The organism is Streptococcus suis, from assembly GCF_019794555.1.
In the GTDB taxonomy this organism is placed as follows: Bacteria; Bacillota; Bacilli; order Lactobacillales; family Streptococcaceae; genus Streptococcus; species Streptococcus suis_AB.
Genome location: NZ_JAIMEP010000007.1, coordinates 1 through 13,540 on the forward strand (window position 1 = coordinate 1; position 13,540 = coordinate 13,540).

Annotated in this window: 13 protein-coding genes and 1 tRNA gene; 11 read left to right on the forward strand and 3 right to left on the reverse strand. The window is 38.1% G+C overall.

Annotated features, from left to right (window positions below):
- Nucleotides 1-43: 43 nt before the first annotated feature.
- Nucleotides 44-117, forward strand: a tRNA-Pro gene (locus K6V48_RS04330).
- 39 nt (nucleotides 118-156) lie between these two features.
- Here K6V48_RS04330 and K6V48_RS04335 read toward each other — a convergent pair.
- Both K6V48_RS04335 and rlmD read right to left on the reverse strand, forming a co-directional pair.
- Nucleotides 157-1,413 carry an ISL3 family transposase gene (locus tag K6V48_RS04335; protein ID WP_222368173.1) on the reverse strand — a complete coding sequence of 419 codons (1,257 nt, stop codon included), beginning with the start codon at nucleotides 1,411-1,413 and terminating at the stop codon, nucleotides 157-159.
- 295 nt (nucleotides 1,414-1,708) lie between these two features.
- Nucleotides 1,709-3,064, reverse strand: coding sequence for a 23S rRNA (uracil(1939)-C(5))-methyltransferase RlmD (rlmD, locus tag K6V48_RS04340; protein ID WP_222368177.1), 1,356 nt, complete (start codon nucleotides 3,062-3,064; stop codon nucleotides 1,709-1,711).
- 37 nt (nucleotides 3,065-3,101) lie between these two features.
- On the opposite strand from rlmD, the gene recX reads away from it, so the two are divergent.
- The 4 genes from recX to K6V48_RS04360 all read left to right on the forward strand — a co-directional run bounded on the left by recX (nucleotide 3,102) and on the right by K6V48_RS04360 (nucleotide 5,754).
- Complete coding sequence (gene recX, locus K6V48_RS04345) at nucleotides 3,102-3,878, forward strand: recombination regulator RecX (RefSeq protein WP_222368183.1); 777 nt, start codon at nucleotides 3,102-3,104, stop codon at nucleotides 3,876-3,878.
- A 76-nt stretch (nucleotides 3,879-3,954) separates the two neighbouring features.
- Complete coding sequence (ntdP, locus tag K6V48_RS04350) at nucleotides 3,955-4,488, forward strand: nucleoside tri-diphosphate phosphatase (protein WP_024396634.1); 534 nt, start codon at nucleotides 3,955-3,957, stop codon at nucleotides 4,486-4,488.
- Between the two features lie 55 nt (nucleotides 4,489-4,543).
- Nucleotides 4,544-4,861, forward strand: a complete 318-nt coding sequence (locus tag K6V48_RS04355) for a DUF960 domain-containing protein (protein ID WP_024392821.1) — start codon at nucleotides 4,544-4,546, stop codon at nucleotides 4,859-4,861.
- A gap of 155 nt (nucleotides 4,862-5,016) precedes the next feature.
- Entirely contained in the window at nucleotides 5,017-5,754 is a 738-nt protein-coding gene (locus K6V48_RS04360) for a GntR family transcriptional regulator (protein ID WP_105127347.1), read from the forward strand.
- Nucleotides 5,755-5,866: 112 nt separating this feature from the next.
- Here K6V48_RS04360 and K6V48_RS04365 read toward each other — a convergent pair whose 3' ends face one another.
- Nucleotides 5,867-6,577: a GntR family transcriptional regulator gene (locus K6V48_RS04365; protein ID WP_105127348.1), complete on the reverse strand. Its 711-nt coding sequence runs from the start codon at nucleotides 6,575-6,577 to the stop codon at nucleotides 5,867-5,869.
- A 230-nt stretch (nucleotides 6,578-6,807) separates the two neighbouring features.
- Between K6V48_RS04365 and K6V48_RS04370 the strand changes: the two genes are divergently transcribed.
- The 6 genes from K6V48_RS04370 to ilvD all read left to right on the forward strand — a co-directional run bounded on the left by K6V48_RS04370 (nucleotide 6,808) and on the right by ilvD (nucleotide 13,461).
- On the forward strand, nucleotides 6,808-8,583 hold the full coding sequence (locus K6V48_RS04370) for a glycoside hydrolase family 35 protein (protein ID WP_105127349.1): 1,776 nt from the start codon (nucleotides 6,808-6,810) through the stop codon (nucleotides 8,581-8,583).
- Nucleotides 8,584-8,596: 13 nt separating this feature from the next.
- Nucleotides 8,597-9,082 carry a PTS sugar transporter subunit IIB gene (locus K6V48_RS04375; protein ID WP_105127350.1) on the forward strand — a complete coding sequence of 162 codons (486 nt, stop codon included), beginning with the start codon at nucleotides 8,597-8,599 and terminating at the stop codon, nucleotides 9,080-9,082.
- Nucleotides 9,083-9,120: 38 nt separating this feature from the next.
- Nucleotides 9,121-10,017 carry a PTS mannose/fructose/sorbose/N-acetylgalactosamine transporter subunit IIC gene (locus K6V48_RS04380; RefSeq protein ID WP_105127351.1) on the forward strand — a complete coding sequence of 299 codons (897 nt, stop codon included), beginning with the start codon at nucleotides 9,121-9,123 and terminating at the stop codon, nucleotides 10,015-10,017.
- Nucleotides 10,004-10,822 carry a PTS system mannose/fructose/sorbose family transporter subunit IID gene (locus K6V48_RS04385; protein WP_105127352.1) on the forward strand — a complete coding sequence of 273 codons (819 nt, stop codon included), beginning with the start codon at nucleotides 10,004-10,006 and terminating at the stop codon, nucleotides 10,820-10,822. Before K6V48_RS04380 ends, K6V48_RS04385 begins: the two co-directional genes overlap by 14 nt.
- On the forward strand, nucleotides 10,822-11,223 hold the full coding sequence (locus K6V48_RS04390) for a PTS sugar transporter subunit IIA (protein ID WP_024391488.1): 402 nt from the start codon (nucleotides 10,822-10,824) through the stop codon (nucleotides 11,221-11,223). The genes K6V48_RS04385 and K6V48_RS04390 overlap by 1 nt, the downstream gene beginning before the upstream one ends.
- 534 nt (nucleotides 11,224-11,757) lie before the next feature.
- Nucleotides 11,758-13,461 (forward strand): dihydroxy-acid dehydratase, encoded by a 1,704-nt coding sequence (gene ilvD, locus K6V48_RS04395; RefSeq protein ID WP_105127353.1) that lies wholly within the window; start codon nucleotides 11,758-11,760, stop codon nucleotides 13,459-13,461.
- Nucleotides 13,462-13,540: the final 79 nt, after the last annotated feature.

Consider the following 13,540-nt stretch of genomic DNA (forward strand, 5'->3'; position numbering starts at 1 on the left):
TCGCTTAATGGAGACGTTAGGGGAGCTTTATTTTTAATGATATCGGGAAGTAGCTCAGCTTGGTAGAGTACTTGGTTTGGGACCAAGGTGTCGCAGGTTCGAATCCTGTCTTCCCGATTAATGGCTCTTTGTCAACTGTAGTGGGTAGATGAAAAGCTAACACCTAGAGAGGACGAACTTCGTTCTCTCTTTCTTTATGTTCAAAGCAATCAAAATTCGCTTTTTAAAGTTTTCAAAGTTCCTGAAACCAAAGGCATTTCTCTTAATGACTTTGATGAGATTATTGGTAGCTTCCAGTTTGGCGTTGGAATAAGGCAATTCTAGGGCATTCAAAACCTTGTCTTTATCCTTTAGAAATGTCTTAAATACCGTCTGGAAAATAGGATTAACAGTGGCTATTTCCTGTTCGATGAGGTCAAAGAAATGGTCTGAGTTCTTCTCTTGGAAATGGAATAAGAGCAATTGATAGAGTTCATAGTGCTGTCGTAGTTCCTCGGAGAAAGACAGGAGTTTTTCCAGTATTTCCTTGTTAGTCAAATGCATTCGAAACATAGGGCGATAAAATCGTTTATCGCTGAGTTTACGACTATCCTGTTGAATCAATTTCCAGTAGCGTTTCAAGGCCCGGTATTCCTGCGATGTTCTGTCGAATTGATTCATAATTTGAATACGGACACGGTTCATAGCACGGCTAAGGTGTTGCACAATATGAAAGCGGTCGAGTACGATTTTTGCATTTGGAAAAAGGTGTTTAGCAAGTTGATAATAGGGACTAAACATATCCATGGTAATCACTTTGACCCGATTTCTAACCTTTCTAGGATAGCGTAGAAAGTTTTTTCGGATGGTTGCTTGAGTTCTTCCGTCGAGAATGGCGATGACGTTTAGGGAGTCGAAATCTTGAGCGATGAAGCTCATTTTCCCCTTCTTGAAGGCATACTCGTCCCAACACATCACCTCAGGTAGGGTATTCCAATCTGTTTCAAACTTGAACTCATTAAGCTTTCGACTAACTGATGACGTTGAGATAGATAGCCTGTGTGCAATATGTGTCATTGCTTGATTTTCGATGAGTAACTGGGCGATTTTCTGGTTAACAGCGACAGAGATTTGGTGGTTCTTCTTGACAAGAGGAGTTTCAGCGACAGCCATTTTCCCACAATCTTTACACTTGAACCGACGCTTTTTAAGGCGGATAAGGAGTGGATAACCAGCAGTTTCTAGATAGGGGATTTTGGAGGCTTTTTGGAAATCGTATTTAGCCATTTGTCCCTTGCATTCTGGACATTTAGGAGCCATGTAATCTAAGTAACCGTGGAGTTCTAAGTGAGTTCCCATATCATATTCATCAGTGATTGTGATATTTTTGTCTTTAATTCTGAGCAAATTTGTGATAAGATTTAGTTGTTCCATATGAATCTTTCTAAAATGATAGTTTGAGCACTTTTCATTATAGGTCATATGGGACTTTTTTTCTATACTCAAAAAAGCTCCATAATCTCTACGGTGGTTTTACCCACTACAGAAATTATAGAGCCTTTCTTGTTTTAGGAGATAAGCTGAAAAGGGCTCTTCCCAGCCCTTTTCACTGTTCAAAGCAATCAAAATCCGTTTTTTAAAGTTTTCAAAGTTCCTGAAACCAAAGGCATTTCTTTTAAATATTAGATAAAAAGTCCGAATAGTGGCATTCGGACTACATGATGATGAGTTATTCGGTTCTTGTTAATTTCACAACCGCCTCAGTTCTAGCGGTATGAGGGAACATGTCAACAGATTGAATATATTCAACCTGATAGGCTTTAGTTAATTCAACCAGGTCTCTTGCGAGTGTTGAAACATTACAAGAAACATAGACCATTTTTGATGGTTTGTACTGAAGGATTGTTTTTAGGAGTTTTTCGTCTATTCCAGTCCGTGGAGGATCAACAATGAGAGCATCTGCGTGATATCCTTCTTGATACCATTTTGGGACGATGTCTTCTGCTTTACCGGTTTCATAATGTGCATTCGTTAGGCCCATTCGTCTAGCATTTGCTTTTGCATCTTCAATTGCTTCGGGAATTATATCCATACCACGTAATGATTTGACTTTTCTGGCAAAGACAAAGCCGATAGTACCTACTCCACAGTAGGCATCAATGAGGTCTTCATCTCCAGTAATATCTAAAGCTTTTACTGCTTCAGTGTAAAGTACTTCGGTTTGCTGGGGATTTAATTGGTAAAATGCCCGAGGTGATAGAGAAAATTCATAGTCCAACACAGCCTCATCAATAGCTTGTTTCCCCCACAGTATTTCAGTTTTTTCTCCATAGACTTCACTTGTTTTTTGTTTGTTCCAGTTTAAGGCAATTGTAACGATACTTGGAAACTGACTGATGAGTTCATCAATTAGTTTGATAAGATTAACTTGACAAGAGGTGATAAAAATTAGTTGGACTTCTCCCGTCTGACGAGCTCTACGTACCATGACAGTGCGAATACCTTGTTCCTTACGTTCGTTGTAAATTGGGATACGGTGCTTAGTGAGGAGTTCCGCAACACTGTTAATAATTCTCTGTGTTTCTTGATCCTGGACATAACAGTCAGTAATTCCAATTAGACGATGTGAATTTTCTGCATATAATCCAGCTTTGACGCTCCCTTTAGTAGTACGAGTTTGAAATTGTAATTTGGCACGGTAGTGACTGGGGTGATCCATCCCAATGGTTGGATGGATGGTGTATTGTTCGTAGCCAGAAGGTTTGAATTTTTTTAGTGCTTGCTGTAGCAAGTCTTTTTTAAAATCCAATTGCTTATCATAGCGGAGGTGCATGATTTGGCAACCGCCACAGGCTTCATAAATAGCACAAGGTGGTGTGACACGGAATTTGGATTGCTTGTTGATTTTCAATAACTTTGCCTCAACAAAATTCCGTTTGATTGAGGTAATTTGGCAATATATTTCTTCACCTTTAAGAACACCGGGAACAAAGACAAGCGTTTTTTGATAAAAACCTATTCCTTCTCCATTGATGCCCATTCGTTTAATTTTTAAGGGGATTCGTTGATTAACTTGTAGATTCATATTATTATTTTACCGAAAATTCCTGTATAATGAAAGAATGAGAATAACAAAAATTGAAAAGAAAAAAAGACTATATTTATTAGAGCTTGATGGTCAAGAGTCTTTGTATATTACTGAGGATACCATTGTTCGTTTTATGTTGAGTAAGGGTAAGGAAATCACTGAAAATGAACTTCAAGAAATTCGTGATTTTGCTCAGTTCTCTTATGGAAAAAATTTAGCTTTATATTATATTTCTTTCAAACAGCGAACAAAGAAAGAAGTGTTGGATTATTTAAAAAAGTATGAAATTGAAGAAGCAAATGCTGAAAAAATTATTGCTGCTTTAGAAGACGAGAAATGGATTGATGATAAGAGTTATGTGGAAACCTACGTTCGACAAAATGGGTTGAATGGTGACAAGGGTCCGGCTCTGATTCGGCAGAAATTAATCACGAAAGGGATTTCTAAATCTGTTATTGATAGTTGTTTAGTTGAGGTAGATTTTTCTGATCTGATTGAAAAGGTTGCTGAAAAATTGCTTAGAAAGTATCAGGATAAATTACCTATTCGAGCTCTGCAGGATAAGATTGTTCAAGGATTGATGAATAAGGGGTTTACGTATGACTTGGCAAAAAAAACGGTTAGTCAGTTAGATATTTCTGCAGATGATAGTATGGAAGCGGATTTAATTAGTAAGGAATTAGAGAAACAGTATCGAAAATATAGTCGAAAATATGATGGATATGAGTTGAAACAGCGTTTGATTCAGGCTTTAGCAAGGAAAGGTTTCGAGTTTGATCGGATTCAGGCAGTGCTTAGGGATTATCTGTGATGAAATATTCCCACATGAGTCAAAAATATGATATAATGATAAAGATAAATTGAAATTGTAGAAAGTTGGTAACAGTGTGAAATTACCAAGAGAAGGCGACTTTATTACAATTCAAAGTTATAAGCATGACGGAAAAATCCATCGCACTTGGCGTGATACCATGGTATTAAAGACAACAGAACATGCAATCATTGGAGTCAATAATCATACTTTAGTGACAGAAAATGATGGCAGACGTTGGGTAACAAGAGAACCAGCTATCGTATATTTTCATAAAAAATACTGGTTTAATATCATTGCAATGATTCGTGAAAATGGTGTTTCTTATTATTGTAATCTTGCTAGTCCGTTTGTATTAGACAACGAAGCACTCAAATATATTGATTATGATTTGGATGTGAAAGTCTTTGCGGATGGTGAAAAAAGATTACTTGATGTGGATGAATATGAACGACATCGCAAGGATATGAAGTATTCAGATGATATTGATTATATTTTGAAGGAAAATGTAAAAATATTGGTTGATTGGATTAATCATCAACGTGGGCCATTCTCTCCTGCCTATGTAAATATCTGGTATAAGCGCTATTTAGAACTGAGAAGTCGATAAAGTTATTCAAGAAAAACCTGTTTAGCAGGCTTTTTTCTTACTGTGAGGTAGAAAGATGGCATTTGATAAGACGGTAGGGAGATATGCAAGTTTTGGTATTGTCACTTCGCTCCCAGGTGAAGTAATTGATAGTTTCTGGTACGTCATTGATAACTATTTAAAGGGAGTTATCCCTTTGAAAAGTGTGATTCAATTTTCTATTAAAAACCGAGGTGGTAAAATTACCCTAGTTTTCTCACAAGAGCGGTATAAAAATGTGTTGGCGGTTGATTTGTCAAGTCGTTTCGATCCATTTTATCCTTCTACAGTATTAGTTGTAGATAAGCAAGGACAAGAAACTATAACATTGCCTGATGAAGTTAGTTTTATATAATGAACAAACATACTCGTTAGGCAAGATATAGTATTTCGAGAAGAAACTAGATTCCTCATCTGAAAGAACATTTTATGGTTTGGAAAGACTATTTTATTAAAAAATGATATAATAACAGTATAATATGATATATCTAGTTGAAGTGAGGATGGGCTATGTCAAATAATAACCAAGAAAAGCCACTCTATTTACAATTGGTAGATGAGTTGGAAGTAAAAATCCGTGAAAGCATGGCACCGAATGAAAAGCTATTTTCAGAAAGAGAGCTAACTCACCTTTATGGAGTCAGTCGTATTACGGTTCGACTTGCAATGCAAGAGTTAGAGAAAAGGGGCCTAGTCTATAAAAAACATGGTAAGGGTACATACGTTTCAGAAATATCAGAACCAGCGGTAGATTTGTCGCAAGTTTATAGTTTTACTGAACAAATGAAAGTCATGGGGAAAGTTCCTAAAACAACTATTCTATCTTTTCAAGAAATGGATGCGTCTGAGTATATTTCGCAACAGTTGATGATTGACATTGGTGAAAAGGTTTATGAATTGGAACGCTTGCGTTTGGCAGATGGAATTCCGATGATGTTAGAAAGGACGTATATCCCAGCATCCTTATTTGAAGGTTTGACGATTGAAGATTTAGAAAATACGGCACTTTATGAAGTATTTTCAAAGAAATATAACCAGATTATTCGTTTGGCAGTCGAGGAGTTTTATGCCAGTATCGCCTTGGATAATGAAGCGAAGCTTTTGGGGGTACGGGGAAATAGCCCTGTCCTTCATTTGTTACGAAAATCATATAATGATAAGAATCGTATTATTGAGTATACATTTAGTATTGCGAGAGCTGACCAATTTCGTTATCGGATGGTTCATAAACCGATGAATGAAAACTAAGTCTATATAAGATGATAATAATAAAAAGATTGTATATAAAGTCAATTTTGTGACCGTTATATACAATCTTTTTATTATTTATTAAAAGCAAAAGTGTTTGTGATTGAAGGAATTACCGATTATTTGCTGAAATTTCAAATTTATAGTATTTCCAATGCTTATAGGTTTCAGTATATTCAATAACTTCTCCACTTGCACTGCTTGTGGTTAATTTGTTTTGTAGAATAGTTGGCTGATTTGGATCAATTTCTAACCCTTCAGCGATTTCTACGGGAGTTGGGAAACTCACTTCGTTTGTTTCAACAAAGGGTTCTTCGAACATATGAATATTAAAATCAATTTTTAATCGCTGATAAATTGATTGGAAATGTTCAAGGGGGGCATCAGGTGTTTGAATATAACGTTGAGGTATGTAGGAATTATGGTAAATAAATGGAACTTCATCAGCTTTGCGGATACGAACAATTTTATAATAGTAGTCGTTCTTATCTAAGTTCAATTTCTCGAGAATTCGTGTGTCATTTCCTTTTTGACAAGCAAGGACAATTACTTGCTCGTTTTCGAGAGGAAAGATTTCAACATCAGAAAATTCAACTAAACGGCCCTTACGCGAACGGGAAACAAACGTACCCTTCCCTTGTTGGCGAATTAAATAACCATCTTTAACTAACTCATTGACAGCCCGAATAACAGTAATGGAACTTACATTGTATAACTTTGTTAATTCCGCTTCTGTATAAAATTTATCACCATTTTCAAATTTTCCCGAAATGATTTGTTGACGAAGGCTATTCTGGATTAGTTGGTATTTAGGGACTTTCATTTTATACCTCCTTTCTGTGATTAGTATACTAAATAATCTAGTAAAAATCAAAATATTTAGCAATTATAAAACGCTTTTTTACTGTCTAACCCATTATTGGATATTAATATTCTCTGTGGTAAAATTTACAAAAAAAAATTTACAAAAAAATTTACAAAAACACTGGACATAACCACGAGAAAGTGTTAATATACTAATAGAAATAGTAAACGGTTACAAGGAGGTAGATAATGAGTGAATTTCATATAAGAGAAGAATTTTATTTAGATGAAAAGCCATTCAAAATTTTATCAGGAGCCATTCACTATTTTCGAATACATCCGGATGACTGGTATCATTCTTTGTATAATCTCAAAGCTCTAGGTTTTAATACGGTTGAGACTTATGTTCCTTGGAATTTGCATGAGCCTAAAAAAGGACATTTTTGTTTTGACGGAATCCTAGATGTTGAACGATTTCTAAGAATTGCTCAAGAACTAGGGCTTTATGCAATTGTACGTCCTTCCCCCTATATTTGTGCAGAGTGGGAATGGGGTGGACTCCCCGCTTGGTTGATGAAGGAAGAGCTGAGAGTACGTTCGAGTGATCCTACGTATTTGAAGCACTTAGATGAATATTACGCTTCTCTTCTTCCTAAATTAGCCAAGTTCCAGCTCTCACAAGGAGGAAACATTCTCATGTTTCAAGTTGAAAATGAGTATGGTTCCTATGGTGAAGAAAAAGACTACTTAAAATCGGTTACGAATTTGATGCGTAAACATGGTTTGACTGCTCCATTTTTTACATCAGATGGGCCATGGAGAGCTTGTTTGCGTGCGGGTTCACTCATTACCGATGATATATTGGTCACTGGAAATTTTGGTTCAAGAGCGAATGAAAATTTTCAAATGATGCAAGCTTTCTTTGATGAATATGGAAAGACTTGGCCACTGATGTGCATGGAATTTTGGGATGGATGGTTCAATCGCTGGGGTGACGAAGTGATTCGTCGTGAGCCAGAAGAACTAGCTCAGTCAGTCATGGAGTGTATTGAACTTGGTTCGATAAATCTCTACATGTTTCACGGAGGTACGAACTTTGGTTTCATGAATGGATGCTCTGCCCGAGGTCAAATTGATTTGCCTCAGGTGACATCTTATGATTATGATGCAATTCTAGATGAAGCTGGAAATCCAACGCAGAAGTTTTATATTCTTCAAAAGCTGATGATGGAAAGGTATCCAGAATTAGACTATGCAGAACCAATAGTGAAAAAAGCTAAGGCGTTTGAGCCAGCTAAGTTAGTGAATAAAGTTAGTTTGTTTGAAACCATTGATGCCATCAGCGAGTGTCATCATTCATTCTATCCTAAGAATATGGAACAACTTGATCAAACCACTGGCTATATTCTCTATAAAACCGAATTGGAACAAGATAAGGAAGAAGCAGAACGTTTTCGTGTGATTGATGGTCGGGATCGAATTCATGTTTTTGCTGATGGGCGTAAGGTAGCAACACAATATCAAACGGAGATTGGTGAAGACATTACGCTAGATTTCAAAAGCAAGCAATTGGATTTAGCTATTCTTGTGGAGAATATGGGACGTGTTAACTACGGCCACAAACTAACAGCTCCAACTCAATCTAAGGGATTGGGAAGAGGAGCGATGGCAGACCTCCACTTTATTGGAAACTGGAAAATCTATCCACTACCACTTGAGTCGGTTTCAGCTGTTGATTATAGTAAGACTTGGCAAGAAAATCAGCCTGCATTCTATCGCTATACTTGTAACTTGTCAGAATTGGCGGATACTTACATAGACATGACAGGCTTTGGTAAAGGTGTTGTATTTGTAAACAATGTAAATATTGGACGTTTCTGGGAAAAAGGTCCGATTCTCTATCTCTATATTCCAAAAGGATACTTAAAGAAAGGAGAGAATGAAATAGTCGTCTTTGAGACGGAAGGGAAATACAGAGATAGATTACCTTTTTCTCAAGAACCCATCTATAAAGATTTAACATAAAGGAGAAATGAGTATGGCAATTATTGCTACACGTATTGATGGTCGTTTGATTCATGGTCAAGTTGCTAACTTATGGACGACTAAATTAAATATTAGTCGTATTATGGTAATTGATGACGCTGTTGCTCAAAACGACATTGAAAAACAAGGATTGAAGTTGGCTTGTCCTCCAGGGGTAAAACTTTCTATTTTACCGATTGAGAAAGCTGCAAATAATATTAAAGAAGGAAAATATGATGCTCAACGCTTGCTTATTGTAGCACGTCGTCCTGAAAATTTCCTTCGCCTAGTGGAGTATGGTGTAAGCCTTCCTGAACTTAACGTAGGGAACATGTCTCAAACACCTGAAACGCGTTCAGTGACTCGTTCTATCAACGTGGTTGATAAGGATATCGCTGATTTTGATGCCTTGGCTGCTAAGGGAGTAAAATTGATTGCTCAAATGGTACCAGGTGATACACCTAAAGACTTTATGCCATTATTGGATAAGGTTAGATAACATTCGGATTTTTTGAAAAATTTTAAAGGAGGATCACTATTATGCAATGGTGGCAAATATTACTTTTAACGCTTTACTCTGCTTACCAGATTTGTGATGAGTTGACCATCGTATCGTCAGCAGGTTCACCTGTCTTTGCAGGTTTCATCTCTGGTTTGATTATGGGAGATATGGCAACAGGCTTAGCAATTGGTGCTAGCTTGCAATTAATGGTACTTGGTGTTGGTACCTTCGGTGGTGCATCTCGTATTGATGCGACTTCTGGTGCAGTTTTGGCAACTGCTTTCTCAGTTTCACAAGGTATTGACCCTGAGCTTGCTGTAGCAACAATTGCGGTTCCAGTAGCAGCGCTTCTTGTCTATACTGATATTTTGGGTCGTTTCTCAACTACCTACTTCGCTCACCGTGTGGATGCTGCAGTTGAAAAATTTGACTATGCAGCTATCGAACGGAACTATTTACTTGGTGCAATTCCTTGGGCCTTGTCTCGTGCACTACCTGTTTTCCTTGCCCTTGCATTTGGTGGTGAATTTGTAGATTCAATGGTTTCTGCTATTCAAGAATACCAATGGATTGCTAATGGTTTGACTCTTGCAGCACGTATGCTTCCTGGTCTAGGATTTGCAATCTTGCTTCACTATCTTCCACTTAAACGCAATCTTCACTATTTGGCATTTGGTTTTGTTTTGACAGCTATGTTGACTGTTCTTTACGGTAACGTATCTACTTTAGGTGGTGCAGTTGCTGGTATTGTTGGTACCCTTCCTGAAGATTCAGGTGTAGCATTTGTAAACAACTTCAAAGGCTTGTCAATGATTGGTATCGCTATTGTGGGTGCATTCCTTTCTGTACTTCACTTCAAAAATAGCCAAAAAGTAACTGTAGTTGCTCCATCAAATTCAGAAAGTGGGGAAATTGAAGATGACGAAATCTAATTACAAATTAACAAAGGAAGATTTTAATCAAATCAACAAACGTAGCTTGTTCACTTTCCAACTTGGTTGGAACTATGAGCGGATGCAGGGTTCTGGTTACCTCTACATGATTTTGCCTCAATTGCGTAAAATGTATGGAGATGGAACTCCTGAATTGAAAGAAATGATGCAATTGCATACACAATTCTTCAACACTTCTCCATTCTTCCACACTATTATTACGGGTATCGATTTGGCGCTTGAAGAAAGCGATGGTGTAGCATCTAAAGATGCGGTAAATGGTATCAAGACTGGTTTGATGGGTCCATTTGCTCCTATCGGTGACTCTATCTTTGGTTCCTTAGTTCCAGCTATCATGGGTACAGTGGCTGCAACAATGGCCGCAACTGGTAACCCAGCAGGTATCTTCCTTTGGGTAGCAGTAGCAGTTGCGTATGATATTTTCCGTTGGAAACAATTGGAAGTTGCCTATAAAGAAGGAACTAAACTCATCACAACAATGCGTGATCGTTTGACAGCACTTGTTGATGCGGCATCTGTAATGGGTGTCTTCATGATGGGCGCATTGATTGCAACTATGATTAACTTTGAAGTGACTTGGGCTCCAACAGTTGGTGAAAAAGTAATTGATATTCAAGACTTGCTCAATACTATCTTCCCTCGTCTTGTTCCAGCTATCTTCACAGGTTTTGTCTTCTGGTTGCTAGGACGTAAGGGTATGACTTCAACAAAAGCTATCTTGATAATCATTGTCCTTGCGATTGCCTTGTCAGCAATTGGTCACTTCGTATTTGGTATGGCATAATGGTTAGAAGTTTAGTATTAGTAAGTCATGGCATCTTCTGTGAAGAATTGAAAAAATCCACTGAAATGATTATGGGTCCACAAGAGGACATCTATACAGTGGCTTTGTTGCCAGAAGAAGGTCCAGAAGACTTCCAAAGAAAATTTGAAGAGACAATTGCTAAGCTTGATGACTTCGTTGTTTTTGCAGATTTGTTGGGAGGAACACCAGCTAATGTAGTTTCTCGGAAATTACTCGATGGTGGTCAGTTTGATCTATATGCAGGTATGAACATGCCTATGGTCATTGGTTTCTTGAACGGCGTTCTATTAGGTGAAGCAGTAGACTATGTGGAGTTTGGTACAAGCAATTTAGTTCATGTCAATTCCTTATTAACAAGTAGCGAAGATGATGAGGAGTGAAACAGTCAGGGAAGTGACTGTTTCAGCCCGAGCCTAGAAATTGGAAAGCGAGGACAGTTCGGTGAACTGTTTCAGATGGTCACCTTGAAATAAGAAAGTGACCACAGAAAGCCCGAGCCCAGAAATAGGAGAGTGAGGGAAGTTCAAGTGACTGTTTCAGCCTGAGCCTAGAAACTGGAAAGCAAGGACAGTCAGTGACTGTTTCGGTTGGAGATTATCTTCGTCAAGTAAAAATAATACTGTAGTCAAATTGGCTTTAAGTATCCTGAGACTGGGGAAACCTGGTCTCTTTTTGTATGGAGTACCATTTGTCATATTTCTTGTTACATTGCTCTATCCTATCCTATCCTATCCTATTGTGAAACTCCTTCCTACCATTCTTAGTCTATGGAGAGGAATAATGTGCCAGTGAATGAATCCACTCCCAGAAAGATCAAAACAAAAATGACCAAATTTTCTGAAAATTTATTGACATTCACTTTTAAAGTGGTAACATGTAATGTGAGGAATCATTTTAAATACAAGGAGAAACCAATGAGAAGTGATATGATAAAAATCGGGATTGACAAGGCTCCTGCGCGTGGCTTATTATACGCGACAGGACAAGTGAAGTCTGCAAAGGATTTTCAAAAACCCTTTATTGCGATTTGCAATTCCTACATTGATATTGTACCTGGACATGTTCATTTGAGAGAGTTGGCGGATGTGGCAAAAGAAGCGATAAGAGAAGCTGGTGGGATTCCGTTTGAGTTTAACACCATTGGGGTTGATGACGGTATTGCCATGGGACACATTGGAATGAGATACAGTTTACCTTCAAGGGAATTGATAGCAGATGCGGCTGAAACAGTCATCAATGCGCATTGGTTTGATGGAGTTTTTTATATCCCAAACTGCGATAAGATCACTCCTGGAATGATTTTAGCAGCTATGCGAACCAATGTTCCAGCGGTATTCTGTTCTGGAGGACCTATGAAGGGTGGTGTCGATATGACAGGGCATCATGCCAGCCTTTCTAGTCTATTTGAGGCAGTTGGTAGCTACCAAGCTGGGGAAATGTCAGAACAGGAGTTTGAATTTCTAGAAAAAAATGCTTGTCCAACTTGCGGTTCTTGTTCGGGAATGTTTACAGCCAATTCAATGAATTGTTTGATGGAGGTATTGGGACTTGCATTGCCAGGGAATGGTACAATTCTTGCAGTGTCGGATGAACGACGAGAACTTGTTCGTCAAGCGGCCAAATACTTAATGGAAAATGTTAAAAAGAATATTAAACCTAGAGACATTGTAACGAAAGAAGCAATAGATGATGCGTTTGCTTTGGATATGGCAATGGGAGGGTCAACGAATACAGTATTACACACGCTAGCCATTGCCAGAGAAGCTGGGATTCCCTATGATTTGAAAGATATTAATGAAATCGCTGAAAAAACACCTTATCTTTCTAAATTATCTCCGTCATCAGCTTACACTATGCATGATGTACATGAGGCGGGAGGAGTTTCAGCGATTATCAATCAATTGATTAAGAATGGTTCTATCAAAGGGGATCGCATAACTGTAACAGGTAGAACTTTGAAAGAGAATGTTTCAGGTTGTGAGATCAAGAATGAAGAGGTTATTCATCCATTAGATCATCCATACTCACCAGTTGGTGGCTTATCCATTCTTTATGGGAATATTGCCCAAGATGGTTCCGTTATTAAGGTAGGTGGGGTAGACCCTTCTGTAAAAACATTTAAAGGTGAGGCTCTTTGCTTTGACTCTCAAGATGAAGCGCTTGAGGCAATTGATAATGGTACAGTTCAGAAAGGTCATGTTGTCGTGATTCGTTACGAGGGGCCACAAGGCGGACCTGGGATGCCAGAAATGTTAGCTCCTACTTCAAAAATTGTCGGTCGAGGTTTGGGGAAAGATGTTGCACTTATAACGGATGGTCGTTTCTCTGGCGCAACTAGAGGGATTGCGATTGGTCACGTCTCTCCAGAGGCAGCTGCTGGTGGAAATATTGCTTTGATAGAGGATGGAGATGAGATTGCGATTGATTTGATCAATCGTACGATAAATGTTCTTGTGGATGATGAAGTACTTGCTGAACGTCGTCGTCACTTAAAATCATTCAAGCCTAAAATAGCAAGTGGTTGGCTGCGTCGTTATACACGTTTTGCTTCTTCGGCCAACTTTGGTGGTTCGATGATGACCGATGAGGAGTTTGCAGAACGTCAAGCAGAGCGCTAGAATAATTAGTATAAAATGAAAAAGGAATTCTTGTAGATTCCTTTTCATTATGGTCTATTAATGATATACTATTCATATA